Genomic DNA, 25,839 nt, shown 5'->3' on the forward strand with positions numbered 1-25,839 from the left:
GGCCGCTGCCGGGAGATTGAACTGATGGATGTGCTGCTCGCCAACCCGCGTGGTTTCTGTGCCGGTGTCGATCGTGCGATCGAGATCGTCAAGCGCGCGATCGAAACGCTGGGCGCGCCCATCTACGTCCGCCATGAAGTGGTGCACAACCGCTTCGTGGTCGACGACCTGAAGCAGCGCGGCGCGATCTTCGTCGAAGAACTCGACGAGGTTCCGGACAACAACACGGTGATCTTCAGCGCACATGGCGTCTCGCAGGCCGTGCGCCAGGAAGCCGAGCGCCGTGGCCTGAAGGTGTTCGATGCCACCTGCCCGCTGGTGACCAAGGTCCACTTCGAAGTCGCGCGCCACTGCCGTGCCGGCCGTGACGTGGTGCTGATCGGCCATGCCGGTCACCCGGAAGTGGAAGGCACCATGGGCCAGTGGAACCGCGAAGCCGGTACCGGCCAGATCTACCTGGTCGAGGATGTCGAGCAGGTCGCGACGCTGCAGATCAACCAGCCGGAAAACTTCGCCTACACCACCCAGACCACGCTGTCGGTGGACGATACGCGCGGCATCATCGATGCGCTGCGCGAGCGTTTCCCGGCGATGCAGGGGCCGAAGAACGACGACATCTGCTATGCCACGCAGAACCGCCAGGACGCTGTGCGCGACCTGGCCAAGCGCTGCGACTTGGTGCTTGTGGTCGGCTCGCCGAACAGCTCCAATTCCAACCGTCTGAGCGAACTGGCCCGCCGCGAAGGCGTGGAGTCGTACCTGATCGACGGTGCGCACGAGATCGACCCGGCGTGGGTGGCGGGCAAGCAGCACATCGGCGTGACCGCCGGCGCCTCGGCACCGCAGGTACTGGTCGATGGCGTGCTGGCGCGCCTGGCCGAGCTGGGTGCCACCGGCGTGGGCGAGCTGGAAGGCGAACCGGAATCGATGGTGTTCGCGCTGCCGAAGGAACTGCGTCTGCGGTTGGTTGACTGACCGGGCCTGGCGCTGGTGGGTGCGAACCTTGGTTCGCACACCTTTGGCATGCACTGCTGGGCGCACCGCCCATGACCTTTGGCCATGGGGCAGGGCACCGCACAGGCCTAGCATCGGAGGATTCTCCGCTGCTGGAAGTTGCCGATGAAGACCCGAGCCCTGGCGATGTCGTTGCTGTTCGCGCTGGCCGCCACGCCCGCGCTGGCGCAGGCCTCGCCATCGGGTGATGCCGCAGCCCCAGGACTGCTGCGCATCGATGTAGACGCGCGTGACCTGGCCCGGCGCATCTTCAAGGTGACTGCCACCGTGCCGGCCAAGCCCGGCCCGATGACCCTGCTGTACCCGCAGTGGATTCCCGGCAACCATTCACCCACTGGCCCGATCGACAAACTGGCCGGCCTGCGTATCACCGCCAACGGCAAGCCGCTGGCCTGGCAGCGCGACCAGTACAACGTCTATGCGTTCAAGGTGGACGTGCCCGAGGGCGTCAGCGAGATCGTCGCCCACTTCGATTTCCTGTCCTCGCAGGGTGGCAGCCAGGGGCGTGTGGTGATGACCCCGGAGATGCTCAACCTGCAGTGGAATGCCAACTCGCTGTATCCGGCCGGCATCGATGCACGGCAGCTGCAGACGCAGGCCAGCGTGACCCTGCCCAAGGGCTGGTCGTTCGCCACTGCGCTGGAAACCGCACGCCACGACGGCGACACCGTGGTGTTCAAGCCGATCTCCTATGACCACCTGGTCGATTCGCCGCTGTTTGCCGGCGAGCATTACCAGCGCATCGATCTCGATCCGGGCGCGAAGGTGCCGGTGCACCTCAATGTGTTTGCCGACGAAGCCAAGTCGCTGAAGCCGAGCGAGGCACAGATCACCCTGCACCGCGCGCTGGTGCAGCAGGCCGACAAGCTCTACGGTGCGCGTCACTACAACCACTATGAATTCCTGCTGGCGTTGACCGACCGTCTTGGTGGCATCGGCCTGGAGCACCACCGTTCCAGCGAGAACAGCGCCGAACCGGGTTACTTCACCGAGTGGGACAGCAACGCTTGGATGCGCGATCTGCTGCCGCATGAGTACACCCATTCCTGGAACGGCAAGTACCGTCGCGGCGCGGATCTTGCCACCGCCAACTTCAACACGCCGATGGGCGACAGCCTGCTGTGGGTGTACGAAGGCCAGACCCAGTTCTGGGGGCAGGTGCTGGCGGCGCGCTCGGGGCTGTGGTCGGTCGCGCAGGCACGCGACATGCTGGCCAACGTGGCCGCGACCTATGACCGTGGTCGCCCAGGCCTGGCGTGGCGGCCGTTGCAGGACACCACCAACGACCCGACCATCGCCCAGCGCCGCACGTTGCCGTACCGCAACTACCAGATGAGCGAAGACTACTACTCCGGCGGCCAGATGCTGTGGCTGGAAGTGGAAGGCAAGCTGCGCGAACTGAGCGGCAACCGGCGCAGCCTGGATGACTTCGCGCGTGCGTTCTTCGGCGTCGGCAACGGTGACTGGGACGTCAATCCCTATACCTTCGAGGACGTGGTGGCGACCTTGAACGGCATCGCGCCCTACGACTGGGCGACGTTCCTGCGCGGGCGCCTGGACGGCCACGGCGCGTTGACCGGGGGGCTGGAGCTGGCGGGCTGGAAGCTGGTCTACCGCGATACCCCGAACGACGCCTACAAGGCGCAGGAGAAGCGCGCCAAGGCCGCATTGCTGGCGTACTCGCTGGGTGCGACGGTGCTCGACAACGGTACGGTTGGCGACGTGATCTGGGACAGCCCGGCGTTCAACGCCGGCCTGGCGCCCGGCATGAGGGTGATCGCGGTCGGCGGCCGCGAGTACAGCAGCCAGCGCTTGAAGGACGCGGTGGCGACGGCGGCCAAGGACAAGGCGCCGATCGTGCTGCTGGTGAAGCAGTTCGATCGGATCGACACGATGAACATCGACTACCACGGTGGCCTGCAGTATCCGGTGCTGGAGCGCATTGCCGGCAAGCCTGACCGCCTGGCGGAGCTGTGGAAGCGGCGATGAAACAGCGCGCCGGCGACGGTGTGATCCTGTCGATGGCAATCCTCGCCATCATCGGCGCGTTCCTGCCCGGTGACGGGCGCTGGCTGCATTGGCTGGCGAAGCCGGCGACCACGTTGCTGATCGCGGCCATTGCCTGGCGGGTGCGTGATCCTGCGCAGCCGTCCTACCGGCGCGCGGTGCTGGCCGGCATGCTGCTGTCGTGCGTGGGTGACATCGCGCTGATGCTGCCGATGGACGCGTTGAAATAGAAAAAGGGGACGGAGGGGATTAAGTCGTATGTGCCTTGGTGCGGTCTGCGACTTAATCCCCTCCGTCCCCTTTTTGCGTTGACTATCGTCGGTTCGCCTTGCCGGAACGGCCCTGTGCGTCGAACGAGAGGCGGGCGGACTGGCGATCGCCGGCGACCTCGTCCGGCAGCCACACCAGCTTGCCGCCCTTGCGCACGATCACATAGACGTGGCCGACGTCACCCGGCGTGGCCATCAACGCGTTGCGCTGCGCCTGGAGCGCCTGGGCGACGCGTGGCACCGCCTCGAAATCGATGTTGGCCAGCGCCGTGCTGCTGCGGCGCAGGGTGATGGTGGGCGCGAAGCGCTGCGGATCGACCGGATCGCCCTTGCGCCACTGGCCGCGTTCGAAGTGGTAGCTGTCGACGTGAGTCGGCTGCTGCGGATCGACCAGGTCCAGATTGATGCGGCCGTCGTCGTAGAAGTGGATGCTGTGGAACACCGTCAACCGGTGCCCGGCCAGGGCTGGCATCTGTTCCAGTGCCTGGCGGGCGGCCAGCAGGTAGTCCGCATCGAACAAGCGGTTGCTGCGTTCGGGAACCGGCATCGACCGCGGTTCGGGAATCGGTGCGAGCGAAGCAGGCCTCTCGCGCGGTGGAGTCGCGGTGTTCGGCGTGGTTGCGCGGTCATCCTGCACCGAATGGCCCATCGTTTCGGCAAGGGTCTGCAGTGCCCCGCCGGCAACGGCGACGCCGGCCAGCAACAGCAGCACCATCGAAAATACCAGTCGCGTCGAGGGGGGCTGCTTCATACACCCTCCAGGCGAACGTTGCCGCGATCTTCCGGGTCGTAAAGCAGCGTGACCTGCTCGCGCGGAAGGTTGGCCAGCTCGATCAACGGGATGAAGCGACGCACGCTCACCTGCTGTACGCCACCTTCGCGGTCGATGTACTCCAGCTGGAACTCCACCTGCGGCTGCTCGTTGAGGTAGGTGCCGGTCTGGCGCAGCTTCAGCACCTTCGCATCCACGCCGATGCCGCGGTACTTCAGCGCGTCTCCGCGTGCATCGGCCTGCAGCAGGCGCCCCAGGACGCGCAGGCCCAGGGCGTAGCCGCACAACACCAGCGGGCACACCAGCAGTGGGTGGCCGAAGGACAGGAACGTCCAGCCCAGGCCCTCGCTCTGCAGCCGATAGGCGAGCACGTAGGCGCTGGCAACCACGACGATGCCGATGACCGCGCCGGCGCCGCGGCGCCAGAGGCTGGCGACATCCAGTTCGGGCTGGGCGCCCTCCAGCACCACGTTGGGGAACGCGCCCGGTTCGCGGCTCAGGCGTACCTCGATACGCTTGCCGGCCACGAAACGCTGCAGTTGCGGCTTGCTGTCCACCACCAGCATCTGTTCGTTGATGGGCGTGCCGGACAGGTTCTGGAAGCCCAGCTGCAGCTTCCACTGCGCGAAGCCGCGCACGTGCACGCCGGTCTGCTCGGCCTGTTCGATCAATGCGTCGCGCGCTTCACCGTCGGCCAGGATCGAGCGCACGCGGTGCAGGGCACGCGGCGGGCCAAGCAGCAGGTAGTGCAGGAAGGCGAGCAGCAGGGCCAGCCACAGGATCAGCGACAGCGCGAGCAGCAGCAGGGCCAGCCATGGCGCGCTGCGGTCGGCCAGTGGCACCGGCCACGACGTGCCGAAGTAGAGGATGCAGGGGAAGGGCAACGCGAAGAACAGCAGGAACGCGCCCCAGAACCAGAGATAGGCCTTCATGGGGTGGTGGGGACCGATGGAACAGGGCGCGTAGGGTACTACGCTCAGCGGATCTGCAGGGTCAGCAGGAAGTAGCGGCCGAGTGGATCGTCCAGCCCCGGCATCTGGCCGCCATTGCCGACCAGGTAGTTCACCGGTTGCGTGTCGAGCACGTTGTGCACGTCCAGCGCGGCGACCACGCGCGGCCCCAGCCGCCTTGCCAGATGCAGGTTCCAGCGCAGCTGCCGCGGATTCATGCAATGGTTCTGCTCGCGCTGTTCCTCCGGGCATTCCGCACCGGGCAGCCAGGCACGCGTGCGTCCCACCTGGTTGCCGCGCAGGGCGATGTCCCAGTTGCTGTTCTGCCACTGCACATTGAGCACGGCGGCCATCGCTGGCGTGACATGGCCACGCAGGTCCACCGTCGCTTCGTGGCCACGCTCGCGGCGCAGTTCCTGCTGTTTCAGTGCATCGACGGAGAACAGCCACTGGCCGGTGCTGCGGGTGTCGATGTGGTACTCCCCGCGCAGAACAAGGTTGCGCGACGTGGTGCGCCCGATGTTGTCGAACGACAGGCGCAGGTTGTACAGGCGTCCATCCTCGTCCAGCTCCCACGTGCTTGAGTTCCACACTGCGTCGGCCGGTTGCAGGGCCAGGATTTCATTGCGCAGCTCGACGATGTTGTGGGTCAGCGACAGCGAAAACGCATCGGTCGGTGTCCAGGTCGCACCCAGGGAATGGCTGCGCGACCGCTCCGCTTTCAGCGCATCGTTCTCCACCACGTCCACGGTTACGCTGCAGCGTCCGTTGCCGCTGCTCTGCGCGCAGTCGGGCAGCGCGCTGGAGGCGGGCAGTTCGATCGCGCCGAAATAGCCCGGCGGCCTCCGTTGCTCGAACAGGCTGGGGGCCCGGTAGCCGCGCCCGGTGGCAAGCAGGAATGACCACTGCGGTGTCGGGCTCCAGCGTACGCCTACGCGTGGCGAGAAAGCCTGGTAATCGCCATCGCGGTCCCAGCGTGCCGCCAGGTCCATGCGCAGCGTGCGCGCCAATGGCAGGCCGAGTTCGGCGTAGGCACCGCCACTGCGGCGTGACAGGTGGCGTTGTTCCTGCGGCAGGCCCAGTGCCAGGTCGCCCTGGCTCAGCAGCGCGTCGGGATGCGACGTCCAGCGTTCCTGGCGCAGGTCGATGCCGGTGGCCACTTGTGCAGCACCGCCGGCCAATGGCATCAACTCGCGCTGCATGCCCCACCAGCCCTGCCACTGCTCGGTGCGCCCGCGGTTGCGGATCGACGGGAACAACTGCGCGGCGGTCTCTGCCGGCAACGAGGTGAAGCCGGGCAGGAAATCCAGCGTCTCCGCCGCGCGCAGCAGCGGTTCGGCACGCACCGTACCCGACGTGGTGAGGGTGACATCGCTGCGCTGCGCGCTGATGCCGGCATCCCAGCTGCGGCGGCCCTGGTCGCGGCCGATGCCGAAGGTGACGTCGGCATCGGTGGCACGTACATGCGGACGCACGTTGCCGGCTTCGCGCAGCACGCTGTTGAAGGTGAACCCATAAAGTCCGATGGCTACGGCGGTCGGGCCGAGGTCGAAGCGCTGCCGGTTGTGGCTGGCTCGCGCCTCGGCGTAGGCATAGCGACCTTCGCCGCGCTCATGCCGATAGCGCAGGTAGGCCGAGGCGGTGTCCGAGGCCGGTTGCAGCGAACGCGGGCGTGCGCTGTCGAACCAGCAGGCACCATCGCGCCGTTTCAATGGCCCTTCGCAGCGCTTTGCCGGCCAGTAGCGCCCATCGCGGAACGCACCGATCAGGTACTGCGAGGTTTCCGCATGCCATTCGCGGCGATCGCCGGCCACGTGGTCGATGCGGTGCAGGTCGACGCCAGCGAACCAGCGGTCCCCTCCGTCGCGCACGCCGCCGGTGGCCGCCTGCAGGCGATACTGGCCGGCGTCGCCGCGCCCGCTCAGGCCGGTCTGCAGCATGGCTTCAGGGCCATCGGCCTGGTCACGCAGGATGATGTTGACCACGCCGGACATCGCGTCGGCACCATAGATGGCCGACGCACCGCCACGCACCAGTTCGATGCGCTCGACGAAGCTGAGCGGGATGCCCCCCAGGTCGGTCAGCCCGCCCTGTTCCAGCGACACCATCGGATAGCGTGGCAGGCGCCGGCCATTGACCAGGAACAAGGTCGCACGCGGGCCCATGCCGTCCAGGCTGGTGGTGGTGGCCGCACCCACCGGCAGGTACTGCGAATCGCCACTGCGCGAGGTGCTCATCGCCGGGTGGCCGTTCATGCCCGGCAAGTGCCGCAGCAGGTCGAACAGGCTGCCGTAGCCGCTGCGCAGGATGTCATCGCGGTCGATGATGGTCACCGGCAGCGTGGTCTGCACAGAGGTGCGCGGCAGCCGGCTGCCGGTGACATGGATCGGCGCCAGCTCCACCTGCGGCGGCGTCTCGGGCATCCTGCCCGGCGACGGTGCCGCGGGCATCGCGCGCGCCGCGACCGGCGGTGGCGATGGCGGTGCCGGCCGGGTGCGGCGGACGACGAATCCGCCGGCAGGCGTGCGCAGGATGGTCACCGGCATGCCGGCGACCAGTTCCTTCAGGGCTGCGGCCGCATCGCTATGGCCATGGGTGCCGGCCGTGCGCAGGCCGTCCAGTTCACGCGCATCGAACAGCAGGGCGATGCCACTCTGGCGCGCCCATTGCTGCAGGGCAGGTGCGAGCGGGCCTGAACCCACATGGACCTCCAGGGTGCCGGCCTGTTCGGCGGCATCGGCAGAGGGCTGCGCGGCGATGCTCAGCGCGAAGCAGAACAGGGTGCGGAGCACCCCCTCCCGCAGCGCGCCCGGTACTGCCTTCACTGCAGGCCTCCTCAGTACGTGCGGCGCAGTTCCAGCGCGCCATCCGGTCGGGTCTGGCCAGCCACCGACCAGCCCAGTTGCAGTGCCGACAGCAGTTCCTGCGCATCGCCGGCGCGGAAGGTACCGCTCACGGCCAGGCTGGCGATCTCAGGATCGGCGATCACCAGCGGCGTGCGGCCGTAGCGGTTCATGCGCTCGACCACGATCGACAGGGGCGTGGCATCGAACACCAGCTGTCCCTGCAGCCAGCCTTCGGCAGCGGCGTTGGATGACAGCGCCGGGCCGGGCTGGAAGCGGCCCGAGGGCAGCACCTGCAGCTGCTGGCCGGGTGCCAGGGTGTGCCGGGTCCCCCCATTGCTGACTTCCACCGCACCTTCCAGCAGTGCGACTTCGACCAGGCCGTCGTTCAGGCGCTCCACCTGGAAGGTGGTGCCGATGTCGCGGATGGTGCTGTCGCCGGCGCGCAGCTGCAGCGCCTTGCTCGACGGTGCGACCTGCAGCTGCAGGCGGCCACGTTCCAGCACCAGGTTGCGATGGCGCCAACCGAATCGGGCGTGCAGCGTGGTGCCCGCATCCAGCGTGGCCACGCTGCCATCGGCCAGCGTCTGCTGCCGGGGCTGGTGGGAATCGTTGGCATAGCGCAGCGGCGTGGGGTTGCCGTCTACGGCGACCATCCAGCCGATCCCGATGGCCAGGCAGACGCCCGCGGCGGCGGCCAAGGCCGGCAGCCAGCGACGCTGCGCCGGCCGTGCCGCACGTGCCGCGGCGGTGCGCAGCCACGGGTCGGTGGCCAGTTCTTCGCCCCGCTGGAACAGGGTCTCGGCCTGGATCCAGGCGCTGACATGGGCCGGGTCCTCGGCCAGCCAGTCCTCGAACCTCTCTCGCTCGCCCGGCGTGCAGTCCGGCGCCTCCAGCCGCGCCACCCAGGCGCTGGCGCGTTCAAACAGCAGGGTGTCTTCCCTGGGTCTGGCGTGACTCATCCGTTGTCCCTGTCGTTGTGCAGCGGATCCGATCCGAGTTCCTGGCGCAGGCCCTGCAGGGCGCGGGCGATATGTTTTTCCACGGTCTTGGCGGTGATTCCACAGTGCCGCGCGATCTGCGTATAGCTCATGCCGGTGATCCGGTTGAGCAGGTACACCTCGCGCGCGCGCTCGGGCAGCTTGAACAGGGCCTGCCGCAGCAGGGACAGCATCTGACCGGACTCGGCCTGGCGCAATGGATCGGGCGACGTGCTGGAGGGCTCGTCGCCGCCATCGTGTTCGGCGAGGGACAGGTGTGGCCGCGACTGCGACGAGCGGCCGCGGTCTGCCAGGCGGTTGCGGGCGATACGATACAGCAGCAACCGCAGCTCGTCGGCACTGTGCGCGCGATAGCGGATCAGCCGCTCCATGCAGTCCTGCGCGATGTCCTCGGCATCCTCCGGCCCAACGCCGCGCGTGCGCAGGAAAGCGCACAACGGCGCGCGTTCCTCCCGCACGAACGCAATGAACGCGTCCGTCGGCACGGACAGGTCCGGCGCGCGATGGATCGGAGAGGGGGTGGACAGGGCTGGCCTCGGGCGTCGGTGGCGGGTGCGTCTTCGAGTTTTACGCGACGATGACCGGATGGGGAAGAGTGCGCATGGCCCCTGATTCCATTGTGAATGCATTCATGTTTCGGGGGCTGGTGCGCTGGGGGAGTTTTCGCCGCCCGGACGTTGAACTCCTGACCCGTGTGTTGCGGGTGGAGAGAGAACACATGAAGCATTCGAAGTTGAGCCTGGCCCTGGCCGGGTTGATGGGCGTCACCGCCATGGCGGCGGTTGATGACGTCATGGCAATGAATTATCACGTGCGGGACGATCGCGTCTTCCTCAGCGGCGGCGTCACCGTCGCCGACGTGGTGGCGCTGCCCGCACTGCTGGCCAAGGCGCAGGCTGAAGGCCGTCCGATCCGCGAAGTCGTGCTGCGCACATCCAATGGCGGCGCGCTGATCGCCGGCGAGTGGCTGCAGGCCGTGATCCGCACCCAGGGGCTGGACACCATCGTGTCCGGCCACTGCATCTCGTCCTGCTCGATCATGCAGTCCGGTGGCGTCAACCGTTACCTCGGCGGCGATCTGCCGCTGGTCGATTCGGTGCAGATCCATGCCGCCAGCAGCGGCGGCAGGATCACCTACGCGCCATCGCCGCGCATGACCCAGATCTACACCGGCAATTACGGTGGCGGCATGGATGCGGGCCTGCTGCACAAGGCCATGTATGAGGTGGTGCAGCCCAATGGCCTGCTGGTATTCCGCGACCCGGCGCGCACCACGGGTACGTCGGTCACCTTCGACCCGGATGGCAGCGGCAGCAAGCTGGAGACGTTCCCGGGCCAGGACATCCGCGGCAACAACATCATCAACACGGCAGGCTATCGCGATCCGGGCGACACCCTCCGTGTCACCAGCAACGTCAGCGGCGACATCAACCCGGGCTACCTGCGCACCGCGCGCCAGCTGCAGGCCTTCGTCGACGACGATTTCGCGCGCTGGAACACCGACTGGGCCAGCACCTACATCAACTACGCGGTGAGCCTGTACAACGTCTCCACGCGGGGGCCGAACGGCATCGGCACGCCGTCGCTGCAACAGATGCTCGCCGATCCCGACCTCCAGGATGAGCTGCGCGGCCAGTTGCGGCTGGCCGATCTGGATGCGTCCACCCTGGCAAGTTCGGCGGGCGTGATCCGTGTCAGCAACGGCGCCACCTGGCGCACCGCCGAAACCACCGGCGCCGATTTCATGCTGGTCGACAACGGCACCATCGCGCTGGAGGGCGGCGCGCTGCGTACCCCCGAGCTGCGGGTGATGCCGGGCAGCGTGGTGGTTGGCCATGGCGACATCGCATCGGTCGGCACCGACAGCGATGCGTTGCTGGATGGCACCGGCCCGTCCTACCGCGAAGACGGCTTCAACCGCCTGCGTGTGTTCGGCACGCTGATGCCGCGTGGCGGTGATCTGGTGACCCACGGCTACGTCAACATCATGCCCGGCGGGCAGGTGCTGTTCGACGTTACCGAAACGGGTGGTACCGGCAGTGGCCGCCTGCGCGTCGGCAGCTTCTACGATGGCGGCTCCGAGGAGGGCGCGCTGGTGATCGCGCAGGGCGCACACCTGGCGTTGAACGTCGCCCAGGGCTTCTATGCCGGCACCTACCGTCGCGACCTGGTGGAAGGACCGATCTACCAGGGGGGCTTCCAGGATGCCGTGCGACTGGGCGACACCGGCTACAGCGCCAGCATCGCTGCCGGTGAAGTGTTCCGCCCGCGCCACAATTCGCTGCTCAGCTTCAACGTCAACCAGACCGCCGACGGCCTGTGGCTGACCGCCAATCCAGGCTTCGACCAGCTGGGCCTGTTCACCAACGGCACCTCCGGTGACGGCCTGGGGCGCGCGCTGGCCGCTGCATCGGACCGCCAGGACAGCGGCCTGAAGTCGCTGCTGGGTGCGCTGCAGTTCGCTGACCGTGATGTGATCGCACAGCAGGCCGGCGCCCTGCGCGGTGACGCGCACGCCAGCCTGCGACTGGCCGACAATGCACTGATCGGCAGCATCGGCAACGTCGTGCAGCAGCACCAGGCAGCGATGCGCAGTGGTGGTGATGCAGACGGGTTGGCTTCGCAGGCTGCGCAGTCGGTCTCGTCGCAGCCGGGCATGCGCCACGGCAGCCTGTTCAACCAGTTGGCCATGCATCTGGTCGAGCCGGCCGGCGAGGGTGCTGGCGACAGCCGCACGGCGAGTGGCAGCCGTGGCCTGTGGGCGCGCGGTTTCGCCAGCCATGGCCGCATCGATGCCGACGGCGGCGTGGCCGGCCTGAGCCACAATGTCGGCGGCATCCTGATCGGTGCCGATACCCGCGTCGCCGATGACCGCGTGACCCTCGGCGTGAGCGTGGCCGCGGCCGACATGTCGACCAAGGCCAGCGATGGCTCCGGCTTCAGCGGTGACGTGCGCGCGCTGGACGTGGGGGGCTATCTGGACGCGACCTATTCGCGGGGCTACCTGTCGGCAGCCGTGCGCTACACCGACCTGCGGCATGACACCCGCCGCAGTGTCGGCGGCATTGATGGGCTGCAGCAGCCTCTGCGCGCGAAGTACAGCAACGATGCCATCTCGGCACGGGTGGAGCATGCGTTCTCCTTCACCACTGGAAAGGGTCTGGTGATCCAGCCGCTGTTGCCGGTGGTGGACTACGCACGGACCTCGGCCACCCGTTTCAATGAAGGGCAGGGCGCCGGTGCGCTGGTGGGCCGCAGCGGCAGCCTGGAGAGCGTTCGTGTGGGTGCCGGCCTGCAGCTGTTCAAGACCTTCGAAGGCAACAACGGCGAGCGCATCACCCCGCGCGCGCGCGTGGTCTGGCAGAAGGAACTGGGTGACACCCAGGCCCGCTACAGCACCGGCTTCGCCGCAGCTCCGGACCTGCTGTTCGGTGCCAGCAGCCAGGCCGTGGGCGAGCAGGTGCTGGCCTGGAACCTGGGCGTGACCAGCCGTGCCAGCGAACGCCTGTCGATCATGGCCGACTACGTGGGCGAGCGCCGCGATGGCCAGATCCACAACGGCGTGATGCTGGGCCTGGGCTACCGGTTCTAAGGGGTACCTGGCCCCGGCGATATCCGTATCGCCGGGGCCATCCCATCAGGGCAGGTGCTGCGGTATGGTCGGCAGGGAACTCCCGCCAGGCCCGTTCATGCAGATCGCCGTTTTCAGTGCCCGCCCCTACGATCGTCGTTTCCTCGACGAGGCCAACCAGCGCGATGCAGCCGGGCAGGGCTTTGCATTCGTGTACTTCGATGCCGCGCTGGACGTGCATACCGCTGCGTTGGCACAGGACTGCGCCGCGGTATGCGTGTTCGTCAATGACCGCCTCGACGCGCCGGTACTGCACGCGTTGCATGCGCTGGGCGTACGCGCCATTCTGCTGCGCTGCGCCGGCTTCAACAATGTGGACCTGGCCGCCGCGAAAGCGCTGGACCTGTTCGTCGCACGGGTGCCGGCCTATTCCCCCGAAGCCGTGGCCGAGCACGCGCTGGCGCTGGTGATGACGCTCAACCGGCAGACCCATCGCGCCTACAACCGCGTGCGCGAGGGCAACTTCATGCTCGATGGCCTGCTCGGGCGCACCCTGCATGGGCGCACGGTCGGCATCGTCGGCACCGGCAAGATCGGCCTGGCCACCGCGCGCGTCTTCCACGGCATGGGCTGCACCGTGCTGGGGTACGACCCGTACCCATCGCCGGCCTTCGCCGCCGTGGGCGAAGGGGTTGGACTGGAGGAGCTGCTGGCGCGCGCCGATATCGTGTCGCTGCATTGCCCGCTGACGCCCGATACCCAGCACCTGATCAACGACGCATCGCTGGCGCGGATGAAGACCGGCGCGATGCTGGTCAACACCTCGCGCGGCGGGCTGGTGGATACCCATGCGGTGATCCGCGCGCTGAAGTCGCGGCGGCTGGGTCATCTGGCCATCGACGTCTACGAGCAGGAAAGCGCGCTGTTCTTCCAGGACCTGTCCGGCGAGATCATCGACGACGAGGCCTTCCAGCGCCTGATGACCTTCCCCAACGTGCTGGTGACCGGCCACCAGGGCTTCTTCACCGTAGAGGCGCTGCAGGAGATCTCGGCGATCACGCTGGGGAACCTGCGGGATTTCGCCGAGGGGCGGGCGTGTACGAACCGGGTGGGGGATGAGTAGGCGTCGCGGCGCACTTGTAGACGGGTAGGGCCTTTACTTTGGATGAATATCATATGAAGCTGGGGTGAAGGGGGGCTTGCGCCTCTCTGAATCGTAGGGGGGCGCAATGGACGGCGCAGTTGCAGGTTGGCCGGAACATGACGCCAGGACAGGTCGGCGGACGTGCGTAGCCCGTTTGCCGACGCATCTGGAAAGAGGGATGTTCCATGCGCAATTGGCCGTTGCGGGGGATGTTGGCGACTGTATTGGCGGGTATGGCCTGGTCGGCTGTCGCTAGCAGCCCGTTGACCCCGCATACCGAATACAACAAGCGGATCCGGACAGGTGAGATGCTCTCGCCGCTGACATCGGAACTGTTCGGCGAGAAGATCAATCCAAGCTCCGGTGCGACCGAGTTCGTGGTTACCGACGTTGAACTCCCTGGCAACTCTGCCTTGCCGGTGCGGCTGCAGCGCCGCTTGTCGATAGGCTCATTCAAGGACCGCCAGCCACTGGGCGGATTCGGTAGCTGGGACATCGATGTCCCCTTCATCGACGGGACGTTCGAAGCCACAAACAAATGGAACATCGGGGGCAACGGGGCGACGCAACGCTGTGCTCAGCCCTTCTACCCGAAGGTTCCGACCATCGCGAATCTGTACGAGGTTTGGACCGGCAACAAGGCACACATCCCCGGTGGTTCCGACCAGGAGCTCCTCTACATCGGCGCAGCCGGCACGGTCAATCCGCGGCCGACCGATGGCGCCATCTACAACTGGGGAACGCGGGGTAATCTCCGTTTCTCCTGCCTCCCAGCCACCGCCAACGGCTATCCAGGTGAGGGATTTCTTGGGGTGGATGGCGAGGGCAACCGGTACTTCTTCGACGTGGGAATCGAGCGTTGGGTCGGGCCGATGGACTTCGGTGGTTCGAGCTTCGGAATGGTGCGGGTGTTGCTGATGGCAAGCCGGGTCGAAGACCCGGAGGTATCCCAATAAATGAATAATCTCATTGCTCTTGAGAAGGAACTTCTTGCTGAAGTTGGATCCTTGCTCAATAAACGCGGCTTCGGCTCAAGGCCGGTAGGCCAGTCGTTCCGTCTGGCTAGATCCTTCGGATGGGCATCTATTCATCTTGCTTTTGTGCGTCATGCGCAAGTCGACTTTGATGTTGTGGTCAGTGCGGCAATCCGAATCGATGCTGTGCAAGACATGATCCAAGATAAGAGCGACAGATTGATAACTGATAAAGATCGAAAGAACTCTGCAACCATCGGGTGCGAGCTTGGCAATTTGACTGAAGAAGGGCAACGGCGATGGATCGTTTCATCCCATGACGACGTTGGTCGGGTCGCATCTGAAATAGTGGCTGCTTGCGACGAGTGGTTGATCCCCTTTATTGAACGGCACTCCAATATCGCGGCCATTTTTGAAGTGCTAAAGACAGATGATATGCATGCTAAGTTGATATCTCCGATCGAAGAAAAGAGAAGGAAGACGATCTTGGCCTTGTCAGAAATATTGAACGCCGTATAGCGAGTCGGAGCAGCGCCCCCTATCCCTGCGTAAATTGATAACCCGCTAGTGGGTTGGCACAGCTTATTAAGCGAGCCTGCCGGATAGCCTTGGTCGGCAAGCAGATATCGTGCAAGTCAGGAGTACGACCCGGTCCTTCAAGGTTCTTCGTGTCACCCGAGGGCAGCGCTCCAGATAGATCATGCGCTGATGACCAGGTTCGAGCCCTTCCAAGGTAATGATTCCCTTGGGCGAGTACACCATCAGGGGGCCTCTTGGTGACATGAGGGCGCACTTACCGTAGAGCCGGCTTGTCACCCACGCCAACAAAGTGGGTAATCGACGGGTAAGAGTTCGCCGCCGCGCCCCACCGTACCCCTTGTCGGGTACGGCGCCGACAAGCTCGGCGATGAGCTCCAGTGCTTCTTCCAATTCGGCCTGGGGGCGGTGCTCCAAGGCCCAATCGGATTCCGGCAGCTTAGTCGGTGTTGGCGGCCGCGCTGAGCGCGCGGGCCGCGCCGGGTTAACCACCAATGAAAAGGGAGCGCTGGCCCGGCGGGAGCAGCTGATCGCTGAACCGGATCTGCGCTGCAGCCCGTCGGGTCGATTCCTGCTCGCGGCCGCTGGCCGGGGCACTGGGACTACCAGTGCGTCGCTGCAATGTCGCCGGTTGCGGAGCGTGGTCAGCGGTGGCGGGCGTGCGCGCAGGAGTTGGAGACGGGTCGCTCAGCACCGACGTAGAGGAGTGGGGAAAATGAGAGGTTCGATCTTGCTGGGGGCGGAGCTGTTGTCCCTCATTGGCTGCAGTTCGCCACCGGGTCTCGGGGTAAGTTTGGGCAATGAATCTGGTGAGGCGATCTATCAGGTCAGATTGCAGGCCGGAGGAAGCATGTTTGGCATCGACCAGTTGCCGGCGGGTGAGAAGGCGTCTGGCAGTCTGGACGTTGTCACGGATTCGGCGGCGGAAGTTGTGTATCGGCGATCACCTCAGTCGGAGGAGATCCATTGCGGCGGGGATGTTTATGTTGCTGCCGGTGCTCGTCAGACATTGGTCGTTGTCGTGGGCAAGGATGGATGCGCGTTCAGGATCCAGTAGATGGGGGGAAAGCAAGTGGATGTGAGAGGGCGGCCAAGATCTGTTAAAGGTAGAGCGATGGGTTGGAAGAGCATGGTGCTGCCTGGCTGCTGTCTGCCCTAGAAGACTCCCGTCGCGCCAATGCTCAGGTACTTCTGGAACACGCCCGATGTGACACCGCGCCAGCTGAAGAATTGAGGAGGATGCGGCAGACGACCCGCTCGCAGCGGAAATCCCGAGGGTGTAGCAGATCGTCTTGGCTGTGCCCTCAAGGCAATTGACCTTGGCGCCTGACAGCCACTAGAATAGCCAGCTAAGCCGGAATAGCTCAGTTGGTAGAGCGGCGCATTCGTAATGCGTAGGTCGCAGGTTCGACTCCTGTTTCCGGCACCATGTTTGATGGAAAGCCCCGGCCCTGGTCGGGGCTTTTTTTGTGCTCCGGTAGTGCCGGCCGCTGGCCGGCGACCCGTAGTGCCAGCCCATGGCTGGCAGCCCCCAATTTCCGAGCCTCGCGGCCTACTCGCCCGCCGGCTTCGCAGGTGCTTAGCGCCGCGCCCTGTTCCTGACCTGGCAACCGCAGCCGGTCATTCCTGTGCCATGAATACCGAGCCTTGCTTCAAGGCTCTTTCAGGGATTGGAAGGATGCGCAGGTTCGGGGAACCGCAGGCGGTGTGTTTACCCGCTTCAAGGGATTGGAAGATCGATTTTGGAAGCTGGGGGCATTCGGCGCCTGGCTGTGCTGCGTTCCGATGATCGGCGTTGGCTTGTCGCCAGCCGCAATTGCCCAGACGACGGTCACGTACATCCATACCGATGCCCTCGGTTGGGTTGTTGCCGAGAGCGATGCCAATGGCAACGTGATCAAGCGCTATGACTACGAGCCTTATGGGCCTGTCGTTGGCGGACAGGTCACGGACGGGCCTGGCTATACCGGGCAGGTGAGCGACTCGGCCACCGGGCTGAGCTACATGCGGCAGCTGTATATGGATCCCCAGTTGGGGGTGTTCCTGTCAGTGGATCCGGTGACGGCGTATCTGAAACCGGTTGGGCAGTTCAATCGGTACAGGTATGCCAACGGGAATCCGTACAAGTTCACTGATCCTGATGGGCGGCAAGCGATCCCGGTGCCGGCTCCTTGCCTCCTTCCCATCCCGGTTCCCAATCCTGGTGGAAACATCCAGCGCAGTGAGGATACATCCGGGGGGAATCGCGAGAGCGGGCCAAGTGGAAGGCCAACTTCGAGACCCACTGAACGTCCCGCAGGTCGGGATACAGTTCGGCGGGGGCGAGACGGGCAGCCAATACCCAATCGTTTCCCCGACCGACCACTACCCACGAAGCCCAATGGTGAGCCTGCGCCAGAACCGGATGCGGCTGGCCCGCATACGCAACTGGGGCAGCGAGATGGTAGAAATGGAAAGTACGACCAGGCGAGAGAATTCGACGGTCACGGGAGGCCGGTAAAGACTATTGATTTTACTGACCACGGCCGGCCGGGCAGTCATACGAACCCGCACGAACATCCTTATGAGCCGAGTGCTACCGGGGGCACTCCTTCACGCGGACCCGCGCGGCCGCTTAACGGAGGCGGATAGTCATGACGGTAAACGCTTGGGACTTCCCAATCACGGGAGACAGGGTAGTTGAGGCGTTAAGAGATAACTTCAGCACGAATGATATTTGGCTGCTATCGCATTTGGATGTCCCTTCGGGAGCGGAGTCAAAAGCGACCTTGGGTCATCTTCGAGAGCGGATGGTGAACAGGCCGTTAGAGGTGTCTACGGGTGATCTGTGCGATGCGCTTGCCGGCGCGCCGCAAGTATGGGTACTGGACATCCGGCTATCATCCGACTACGAAGTCCAGCTCTACATTGAAGATGGTGAGGTATTTGAGGAGAGTCTGGACAGGATGGTCGGAACCGGAAATATCGCTGGACCGACAGACCCGGGACTGAGATGAAATGTAGGTTCGACTCCTGTTTCCGGCACCAGTTGTAAAAAAGCCCCGGCCTTTGGTCGGGGCTTTTTTGTTTGGCCGATTAGCCGCGCGACGCTATCAACGCCGCGCCATCCCCGCATCCTTCGCCAGCCACCACACCAGCTGCCGGAGATAACCACCTGCAGCTCCCGCCAATGCACCGATCAGCAGGCGTGCAAGCACTCTGGCCCCGCGCGCGGCCCGCTCCCGCACCCAAGGCAGTACCGCCACCACCTGTGCACCCAACAACAGCATCAGTACATCCAGCCCCAGCGCATCCACGACCGGCAGCAACGGCGACAGCGCCGGATTGCAGGCCAGCACGATCACCAGCGCAGCACCCAGCACGGCCATCAGGCGGCGCCCGGCGGGCAGGGTGGTCCAGTGCAGCAGTCGGTTGATCAGGCGCATGGCATTCCTTGTGTCATCTGCGGGAATCCTCATCAGGCCCGATCGGCCGCACCGGCTGCCGCAGCACGGTCTTCAACCGCGCCGCCTCGGTCCTGCGTGGGTCGCTGAGGTAGATCTCATGATGGGGCCCGGCAAAGGTGTATCCCAATGCGGGCATCACTTCGTCATGCAGCTGCGCCAGGATGGGGCCTTCGTCGTCGTAGGCGCCCACGTGCAAGGTCTGCAGGCTGGGGCCCTCGGCAAGGAGTTCATGGCGAAGGCTGGGCGGAGCCTCTCCCAGCTTCGCGCGCGCCTTGCTGATCGCCGCTTGCCACTGCGCAGGGCCGATGCCCTCGGGTGTGCGGATCATTACGGTCCAGGCCCACTCATCCTTGCGCCGTGCGACGAAGCTGGCCGGGTCCTCGGCGCTCCAAAGCGCTTCCAGCGGTGGCACCACGTAGTCGCGCCCTTCGGCCTTCAGCGCGAACTTCAGTGCATAGCTCACCGAATACAGCCACTGCACGGCCTGCAGGTAGTCGGGGGCGGTGTTCGGGGCGCCGCGACCATCGACCATCACGTAGGGCAGGGGCGGTACATCGACCCGTACGAACTTGCCGGCGGGTGGTTGATAGAGCGCCCGGTCGCGCTTCTTGAAGTCGATCTTGTCCACGGGCCTTCCTCCTGCGCCGAGCATCCCACGCCAGGCACCCGCCAGCACGCCTGAACAGGTTCAGATGACTTTGCCGAACGAGGGCGAAGCGCCGGCCACCGCCCGATGCTAGGATGCCGCCCCCGGCTGTTCTGCCCGCCGCGCCTGCGCGGTGCGACAACGTGTCGCAGCCAGAATCGGGCCTTTCCTGCGCTCGATCATTGTCAATGTCTTTCTTAAATGGTGGGTGACGGCCTAAAATTGAAAGGCTGACTCGACCCCACCTCCCTGCCTGTCTTCCGGACCGGTGGGACCGGCTTTGGCCGGAACAGGCAGGGACGGGGAACGGCATTCCCTCGCAATTGGATCGACCGATGATTCCGTTGAAAACCCTTGGGCGCTGGTTGCGCCCGGGCCTGCTGCTGTCGTTGCTGGTGATGCTCACCGGCTGCGATGCGGTGGCCATCCTCAGTCCGAAGGGCCAGATCGGCCAGGATGAGAAGACCCTGCTGATCACGGCCACCGTGCTCATGCTGCTGGTCGTCATCCCGGTCATCATCATGACCCTGACGTTCGCGTGGAAGTATCGCGCCTCCAACACCAAGGCCCGCTACGAGCCGAAGTGGTCCCACTCGACGGCGATCGAGGTGGTGGTGTGGTCGATCCCGTGCATGATCGTGCTGGTGCTGGCGGTCCTGACCTGGCGCTCGTCGCACGCACTGGACCCGTACCGTCCGCTGGATTCGGACGTCAAGCCGGTCACCATCGAGGCGATCTCGCTGGACTGGAAGTGGCTGTTCATCTATCCGGAAGAGAAGGTGGCGGTCGTCAACGAAATCAAGTTCCCGGTCAACACGCCGCTGAACTTCAAGATCACGTCCGATTCGGTGATGAATGCATTCTTCATCCCGCACCTGGGCAGCATGATCTACTCGATGGCTGCGATGGAGACCAAGCTCCACCTGATCGCCAACGAGACCGGTGAATTCCCGGGCATGTCCTCGCACTACAGCGGCGCGGGCTTCGCCAAGATGCACTTCACCGCCTACTCGGTCACCGATGCCGAATACCGCCAGTGGCTGGACCAGGTCCGCGCCGGCGAGCAGACCCTGGACAAGGCCTCGTTCAAGGCCCTGGGTGAAGCACGCAACGCCGAGTGGTATCCGGTCACTTACTTCGGCAAGACCGAAGAAGGCCTGTTCGACTGGGTCATCGCCAAGCACATGGGCGACAACAAGCATTACGGCATGAAGCACTCGCATGCCGGTGCCGCCGCTGCCGATGCCGCCACCCATGAAGCGCACGAGGGCCACGCCCCGAGTGACGCGCATGATTCCAAGGAATCGGGTGAAAACCTGGATGCCACCGAACACGAACACGCAGGCCATGCCGGCCACGCGGGTTCGGGAGAATGAACATGTTGGGAAAACTCTCTCTTGAGTCGATCCCCCACGATCCGATCGTGCTGACCACCCTGGTCGGCGCGGTTCTTGGTGGCCTGGGCGTCGTCGCCCTGATCACCAAGTTCAAGCTGTGGGGCTATCTGTGGAAGGAGTGGTTCACTTCGGTGGATCACAAGAAGATCGGCGTGATGTACCTCATCGTCGCCTTCGTCATGCTGCTGCGCGGTTTCTCCGACGCCATCATGATGCGTACCCAGCAGGCCATCGCCGTCGGTGGTTCCGAGGGTTACCTGCCGCCGCACCACTACGACCAGATCTTCACCGCCCACGGCGTGATCATGATCTTCTTCGTGGCGATGCCGCTGATCACCGGCCTGATGAACCTGGCCGTGCCGCTGCAGATCGGTGCGCGTGACGTTGCGTTCCCGTTCGTCAACTCGCTCAGCTTCTGGCTGTTCGTGGCGGGCGCGGTGCTGATCATGCTGTCGCTGTGGATCGGTGAGTTCGCTGCCACCGGCTGGCTGGCGTTCCCGCCGTTGTCGGGCATCGAATACAGTCCAAGCGTCGGCATGGACTATTACATCTGGGGCCTACAGGTGGCGGGTTTGGGTACCACGCTCAGTGGTATCAACTTCTTCATCACCATCCTCAAGATGCGCACCCCGAGCATGAAGCTGATGCAGATGCCGGTGTTCACCTGGACCGCCCTGGTGACCAACGTGCTGATCGTCGCGGCCTTCCCGGTGCTGACCATCACCCTGGTGCTGCTGACCCTGGACCGTTACCTGGGTACGCACTTCTTCACCAATGACGGTGGCGGCAACGCCATGCTGTACATCAACCTGATCTGGATCTGGGGTCACCCGGAGGTGTACATCCTGGTCCTGCCGGCGTTCGGTGTGTTCTCCGAAGTCATCGCGACCTTCTCGCGCAAGGCGCTGTTCGGCTACAAGGGCATGGTCTACGCCACCGCCTGCATCGGCGTGCTGTCGTTCATCGTGTGGCTGCACCACTTCTTCACCATGGGTTCGGGTGCCAACGTCAATGCCTTCTTCGGCATCACGACGATGATCATCTCGATTCCGACCGGCGTGAAGATCTTCAACTGGTTGTTCACCATGTTCCGCGGTCGCGTGCACTTCACCACCCCGGTGCTGTGGACGATCGGCTTCATGGTCACCTTCGTCATCGGCGGCATGACCGGCGTGATGCTGGCGATCCCGGCCATCGACTTCGTGCTGCACAACAGCCTGTTCCTGATCGCCCACTTCCACAACGTCATCATCGGCGGCGTGGTGTTCGGCATGTTCGCCGGCATCACCTACTGGTGGCCGAAGATGTTTGGCTTCCGCCTCAACGAGTTCTGGGGCAAGTGCGCGTTCTGGTGCTGGTTCATCGGCTTCTACGTGACCTTCATGCCGATGTACGTGCTGGGCTTCATGGGCATGACCCGCCGCCTGCAGAGCACCGTCAACCCGGCCTACGAGCCGCTGCTGCTGGTTGCCGCCTGCGGCGCGTTCATCGTCGGCGCCGGCATCCTGTGCCAGATCATCCAGGTGGCCGTGTCGATCCGCGACCGCAAGAAGACCGTCGACCTGACCGGCGACCCGTGGGATGCCCGTACGCTGGAGTGGGAAACCTCCTCGCCGCCGGCCTTCTACAACTTCGCGACGCTGCCGGACGTCACCGAGCTGGACGATTTCTGGGAGCGCAAGCAGCGGGGTGAAGCCTGGCCGAAGCCGGCCAAGTACACCGACATCCACATGCCGCGCAACACCGGCACGGGCGTTGTCATCGGTGCCTTCAGCCTGGTGTTCGGCTTCGCGATGATCTGGCACATCTGGTGGCTGGCCATCGTCGGCTTCGTCGGCATGATCGCCACGTTCATCTACCGCACCTTCGACCAGGACGTGGACTACTGGGTCCCGGCCGCCGAGGTGGAACGCATCGAGAACGCACACCGCAAGCACCTGGAAGCCCAGGGCCTGGTGAAGTCGGAGCTGAAGGCATGAGCACCAATACCTCGACCCTGAGCCACGGGCACGCCGCACACGCGGCGGCCCATGGCCATGACGACCACGAGCACCACGACACCGGCGGCAACACCGTCTTCGGTTTCTGGGTGTACCTGATGAGCGACTGCCTCATCTTCGCCTCGCTGTTCGCCACCTACGTGGTGCTGGCAGGCGGTACCGATGGCGGTCCTACCGCGAAGGACCTGTTCGAGCTGCCGTTCGTGGCGTGGGAAACCGCGCTGCTGCTGACCTCGTCGCTGACCTTCGGCCTGGGCATGATTGCCATGCACCGCAAGCAGATGGGCCAGATGTACCTGTGGCTGGGCATCACCTGGCTGCTGGGCTTCGGCTTCATGTGCATGGAAGTGTGGGAGTTCCAGCACCTGATCCATCAGGGCTACGGTCCGGACCGCAGTGCCTTCCTGTCGGCGTTCTTCGCCCTGGTCGGTACCCACGGCCTGCACGTCAGCGCCGGCCTGTTGTGGCTGCTGGTGATGTTCGTGCAGCTGAAGAAGTACGGCCTGACCCCGACCAACAAGACCCGCATGGCGTGCCTGAGCCTGTTCTGGCACTTCCTGGACCTGATCTGGATCGGCGTGTTCTCCGTCGTCTACCTCAATGGAGCGCTGTAATGGCACATGACAACCATGCACACGACCACGGCACCGGCGGCGAAAGCCACGGCAGCGTGAAGTCGTACCTGATCGGCTTCGTGCTGGCGGTGGTGCTGACCGTCATCCCGTTCTGGATGGTGATGTCGGGCGATTTCTCGCGCACCGTCAACGGTGTGGTGATCGCGGTCGCCGCGGTACTGCAGATGCTGGTCCACCTGGTGTTCTTCCTGCACCTGGACCGCTCTTCGGAAAGCCGCTGGAACGTCAACGCTGCGGCCTTCACCGTCGTGGTGATCGGCATCATCGTGATCGGCACCCTGTGGGTCATGCACAACATGAACGTGCACATGATGCACTGACGTCCTCGCGACGTTGCCACGCAGAAAGGCCGCCCTCGGGCGGCCTTTCTGTTTCCCGTTGTCCGGTGGTGCCGGCCGCTGGCCGGCAATCGCGGGAAGCCGGCCAGCGGCCGGCTCTACCCGTGGTTCCACCTCGTGCGTGGATGAGCCGCGCGCCTCACCCTACGCGGCGCAGGAACTCTTCGGCCTCCATCGGCCGGCCCAGATGGTAGCCCTGCAGCTGGTCGCAGCCGAGCTCGCTCAGGTACTCGCGCTGCGCCTGGGTCTCCACGCCTTCGGCCACCACCTGCAGCTGCAGGGTGCGGCCCAGCGCGATGATCGACGAGACGATGGCGGCGTCCTCGTCATTGCGCTCCAGGTCGTGCACGAACGCACGGTCGATCTTCAGTTCGGTGGCCGGCATCCGCTTGAGGTACAGCAGGCTGGAATAGCCGGTACCGAAATCATCGATGGCGATGTGCACGCCCATGGCGGTCAGGTCGCTGAGGATCGCCAAGCTGGCATCGACGTCCTTCATCGCCGTGGTCTCGGTGATCTCCAGGGTCAGCCGTGCCGGTTCGATCCGGTGCCGCTCCAGCACCTCGCGCACGCTGTGCAGCAGTGCCGGCGAGGCGAACTGCAGCGGCGACAGGTTCACCGCCATTGTCCATTCCGCGTGCCCGGCATCGTGCCATGCCCGCAGCTGCGCGCAGGCCTGGTCCAGTACCCAGTCACCGATCGGCAGGATCAGGCCGCTGCGTTCGGCGATCGGAATGAACACATCCGGCGCCAGCAGCCCCAGCTCCGGGTGCTGCCAGCGCAGCAGCGCCTCGGCGCCGGTGGCCGGTGCGCCCGCGGCCGGAAATTTGGGCTGGTAATGCAGGATCAGTTCGTTGCGGGCGATGGCCTTGCGCAGGTCCTGCAGCAGGCGCAGCTGGCGATTGGCACTGAGCTGCATCGAGGGAGTGAAGAAGGTATAGCCGTTCCGCCCGGTTTCCTTGGTGTGGTACATCGCCGCATCGGCGTGCGCCATCAGTTCGCGCTCATTGCTGGCGTCGTCCGGGTACAGGGCGATGCCCAGGCTGGCGCTGACCTGCAGTTCGGCCGCATCCAGCGTGAACGGCTCACCGGCGGCGGCAATGATGCGCTCGGCTACCACCACCGCATCGTCGGGAATATCGATGGCCAGCACGATCACGAACTCGTCGCCGCCGAGGCGGGCGAACGTGTCCTGCGGCCGCAGCAGGCCGCCGATGCGCTGCGCCACCGCCACCAGCAGCCGGTCGCCAAGCTGGTGGCCATAGGCATCATTGACCGCCTTGAAGCCATCCAGGTCGCAGAACATCACCGCCACCGCATGATTGCGGCGCCGCGCCTTCTCGATGGCCTGCTCGATGCGGTCCTGCAGCAGCATGCGGTTGGGCAGCTGGGTCAACGGGTCGTGCAGTGCCGCCTGGATCAGCTTGTCGTTGGCGTGCGCCAGCGAATCGGCCAGCAGCCCGGTGCGCACGCGCATCTGCCGGTCGAACAGCGAGGCCACCAGGGCGATGCCCAGCGTGGCCACGGTGGTGACGATCACCAGCACCGCCAGCCAGCGCGTGTCGATGCCGCCACTGCCAACGGCGCCACAGATGCTGCCTTCGGGGAAGCGCGCCGCGGCCATGCCGGTGTAATGCATGCCGACGATGGCCAGGCCCATCACCAGCGATGCGAGCGCGCGCAGGAGGAGGGTGTGGCGCTGCTCGGCGCGCAGGCGGAAGGCGATCCACAGGGCGGCGCCAGCGGCGCCGATGGCCACCGCGATGGAGGCGGCAAACCAGCCCGGGTGGTAGTCGATACCGGGCTGCATGCGCATCGCAGCCATGCCCAGGTAGTGCATGGTGGCGATGCCCAGGCCCATCAGCACGGCCCCGGCCAGCAGCCGGCGCCATGGCAGGCTGGGGCGCGATACCAGCCACAGCGCATAGGCGGACACACCGATCGAGACCGCCAGCGAGTACAGGGTGATGCCGAGGTCATAGCCCACCGGGATCGGCAGGTCGAAGGCGAGCATGCCGATGAAGTGCATCGACCAGATGCCCAGGCCCATGGCCGCCGCGCCGCCGGCCAGCCACCAGCGGGCCACGCGGCCCTCGGCGGTGGCCAGGCGGCCGGCCATGTCCAGCGCCGTGTACGAAGCAAGAATGGCCACCAGCAGGGAGATGGTGACCAGGCTCTGACTGTAACTGCCAGTCATGTTGAATCCAGTGGGGGAGGAAGGGAGCGCCCGCAAGGCGCACGCCCGCGACCCCTATCGGCGCGGGTGGGCAGGACTTGAGCGGTCGCAGCAGCTGC

At 65.3% G+C, this 25,839-nt stretch carries 20 protein-coding genes, 1 tRNA gene and 1 pseudogene; 14 read left to right on the forward strand and 8 right to left on the reverse strand.

Going from position 1 to position 25,839, the window contains the following annotated elements; translation table 11 throughout:
* Positions 1 to 24 precede the first annotated feature (24 nt).
* From ispH to AC5P66_RS01270, 3 genes and pseudogenes are all read left to right on the forward strand, one after another.
* Positions 25 to 975 (forward strand): 4-hydroxy-3-methylbut-2-enyl diphosphate reductase, encoded by a 951-nt coding sequence (gene ispH / locus AC5P66_RS01260; RefSeq protein ID WP_049439172.1) that lies wholly within the window; start codon positions 25 to 27, stop codon positions 973 to 975.
* A 144-nt stretch (positions 976 to 1,119) separates the two neighbouring features.
* The gene (locus AC5P66_RS01265; protein ID WP_049413759.1) at positions 1,120 to 3,003 is read left to right on the forward strand and encodes a M61 family metallopeptidase; all 1,884 of its coding nucleotides are present in this window, start codon (positions 1,120 to 1,122) and stop codon (positions 3,001 to 3,003) included.
* Positions 3,000 to 3,242: pseudogene (locus tag AC5P66_RS01270) on the forward strand (lysoplasmalogenase family protein); the annotation flags it as partial. The gene AC5P66_RS01265 and the pseudogene AC5P66_RS01270, both read left to right, overlap by 4 nt.
* A gap of 91 nt (positions 3,243 to 3,333) precedes the next feature.
* Here AC5P66_RS01270 and AC5P66_RS01275 read toward each other — a convergent pair.
* The 5 genes from AC5P66_RS01275 to AC5P66_RS01295 are packed head-to-tail and all read right to left on the reverse strand — an operon-like array spanning position 3,334 to position 9,341.
* Positions 3,334 to 4,041 (reverse strand): hypothetical protein, encoded by a 708-nt coding sequence (locus AC5P66_RS01275; RefSeq protein ID WP_111096422.1) that lies wholly within the window; start codon positions 4,039 to 4,041, stop codon positions 3,334 to 3,336.
* Positions 4,038 to 4,994 carry a hypothetical protein gene (locus AC5P66_RS01280; protein WP_053498523.1) on the reverse strand — a complete coding sequence of 319 codons (957 nt, stop codon included), beginning with the start codon at positions 4,992 to 4,994 and terminating at the stop codon, positions 4,038 to 4,040. Before AC5P66_RS01280 ends, AC5P66_RS01275 begins: the two co-directional genes overlap by 4 nt.
* 44 nt (positions 4,995 to 5,038) lie before the next feature.
* A complete protein-coding gene (locus tag AC5P66_RS01285; RefSeq protein WP_111096421.1) occupies positions 5,039 to 7,837 on the reverse strand; it encodes a TonB-dependent receptor plug domain-containing protein in 2,799 nt (932 codons plus the stop codon).
* A gap of 11 nt (positions 7,838 to 7,848) precedes the next feature.
* The gene (locus tag AC5P66_RS01290; protein WP_263467475.1) at positions 7,849 to 8,817 is read right to left on the reverse strand and encodes a FecR family protein; all 969 of its coding nucleotides are present in this window, start codon (positions 8,815 to 8,817) and stop codon (positions 7,849 to 7,851) included.
* Positions 8,814 to 9,341: an RNA polymerase sigma factor gene (locus AC5P66_RS01295; RefSeq protein ID WP_080352916.1), complete on the reverse strand. Its 528-nt coding sequence runs from the start codon at positions 9,339 to 9,341 to the stop codon at positions 8,814 to 8,816. The genes AC5P66_RS01290 and AC5P66_RS01295 overlap by 4 nt, the downstream gene beginning before the upstream one ends.
* A gap of 233 nt (positions 9,342 to 9,574) precedes the next feature.
* On the opposite strand from AC5P66_RS01295, the gene AC5P66_RS01300 reads away from it, so the two are divergent.
* The 7 genes from AC5P66_RS01300 to AC5P66_RS01330 all read left to right on the forward strand — a co-directional run bounded on the left by AC5P66_RS01300 (position 9,575) and on the right by AC5P66_RS01330 (position 17,713).
* Complete coding sequence (locus AC5P66_RS01300) at positions 9,575 to 12,448, forward strand: autotransporter domain-containing protein (protein ID WP_111096419.1); 2,874 nt, start codon at positions 9,575 to 9,577, stop codon at positions 12,446 to 12,448.
* A gap of 97 nt (positions 12,449 to 12,545) precedes the next feature.
* Complete coding sequence (locus tag AC5P66_RS01305; protein WP_099494771.1) at positions 12,546 to 13,550, forward strand: 2-hydroxyacid dehydrogenase; 1,005 nt, start codon at positions 12,546 to 12,548, stop codon at positions 13,548 to 13,550.
* 206 nt (positions 13,551 to 13,756) lie between these two features.
* Positions 13,757 to 14,527: a hypothetical protein gene (locus AC5P66_RS01310; RefSeq protein ID WP_099487044.1), complete on the forward strand. Its 771-nt coding sequence runs from the start codon at positions 13,757 to 13,759 to the stop codon at positions 14,525 to 14,527.
* Positions 14,528 to 15,064, forward strand: coding sequence for a hypothetical protein (locus tag AC5P66_RS01315; protein WP_143566367.1), 537 nt, complete (start codon positions 14,528 to 14,530; stop codon positions 15,062 to 15,064).
* Positions 15,065 to 15,797: 733 nt separating this feature from the next.
* On the forward strand, positions 15,798 to 16,139 hold the full coding sequence (locus AC5P66_RS01320; RefSeq protein ID WP_099494772.1) for a hypothetical protein: 342 nt from the start codon (positions 15,798 to 15,800) through the stop codon (positions 16,137 to 16,139).
* Between the two features lie 296 nt (positions 16,140 to 16,435).
* Positions 16,436 to 16,511: transfer RNA gene (locus tag AC5P66_RS01325), tRNA-Thr, on the forward strand.
* 356 nt (positions 16,512 to 16,867) lie between these two features.
* Positions 16,868 to 17,713, forward strand: a complete 846-nt coding sequence (locus tag AC5P66_RS01330) for an RHS repeat-associated core domain-containing protein (RefSeq protein ID WP_258390896.1) — start codon at positions 16,868 to 16,870, stop codon at positions 17,711 to 17,713.
* A 461-nt stretch (positions 17,714 to 18,174) separates the two neighbouring features.
* Here the strand turns inward: AC5P66_RS01330 and AC5P66_RS01335 are convergent, their stop codons facing one another.
* Both AC5P66_RS01335 and AC5P66_RS01340 read right to left on the reverse strand, forming a co-directional pair.
* Positions 18,175 to 18,507 (reverse strand): hypothetical protein, encoded by a 333-nt coding sequence (locus tag AC5P66_RS01335; RefSeq protein WP_099494773.1) that lies wholly within the window; start codon positions 18,505 to 18,507, stop codon positions 18,175 to 18,177.
* A 13-nt stretch (positions 18,508 to 18,520) separates the two neighbouring features.
* Positions 18,521 to 19,156, reverse strand: a complete 636-nt coding sequence (locus tag AC5P66_RS01340) for a GyrI-like domain-containing protein (RefSeq protein ID WP_111096418.1) — start codon at positions 19,154 to 19,156, stop codon at positions 18,521 to 18,523.
* Positions 19,157 to 19,509: 353 nt separating this feature from the next.
* Here AC5P66_RS01340 and cyoA point away from each other — a divergent pair, with 353 nt between their 5' ends.
* From cyoA to cyoD, 4 genes are read left to right on the forward strand one after another with little or no spacing between them, the layout of a single operon-like run.
* On the forward strand, positions 19,510 to 20,550 hold the full coding sequence (cyoA, locus tag AC5P66_RS01345; protein WP_005415723.1) for a ubiquinol oxidase subunit II: 1,041 nt from the start codon (positions 19,510 to 19,512) through the stop codon (positions 20,548 to 20,550).
* A 2-nt stretch (positions 20,551 to 20,552) separates the two neighbouring features.
* Positions 20,553 to 22,550, forward strand: coding sequence for a cytochrome o ubiquinol oxidase subunit I (cyoB, locus tag AC5P66_RS01350; protein WP_099487037.1), 1,998 nt, complete (start codon positions 20,553 to 20,555; stop codon positions 22,548 to 22,550).
* Complete coding sequence (gene cyoC / locus AC5P66_RS01355; protein ID WP_005408583.1) at positions 22,547 to 23,185, forward strand: cytochrome o ubiquinol oxidase subunit III; 639 nt, start codon at positions 22,547 to 22,549, stop codon at positions 23,183 to 23,185. Before cyoB ends, cyoC begins: the two co-directional genes overlap by 4 nt.
* On the forward strand, positions 23,185 to 23,526 hold the full coding sequence (gene cyoD, locus AC5P66_RS01360) for a cytochrome o ubiquinol oxidase subunit IV (protein ID WP_099494775.1): 342 nt from the start codon (positions 23,185 to 23,187) through the stop codon (positions 23,524 to 23,526). The genes cyoC and cyoD overlap by 1 nt, the downstream gene beginning before the upstream one ends.
* Positions 23,527 to 23,683: 157 nt before the next feature.
* Here cyoD and AC5P66_RS01365 read toward each other — a convergent pair whose 3' ends face one another.
* Positions 23,684 to 25,741 (reverse strand): putative bifunctional diguanylate cyclase/phosphodiesterase, encoded by a 2,058-nt coding sequence (locus AC5P66_RS01365; protein ID WP_099494776.1) that lies wholly within the window; start codon positions 25,739 to 25,741, stop codon positions 23,684 to 23,686.
* Between the last annotated feature and the right edge of the window lie 98 nt (positions 25,742 to 25,839).

The organism is Stenotrophomonas sp. YJH_SMC_122 (genome assembly GCF_059369535.1).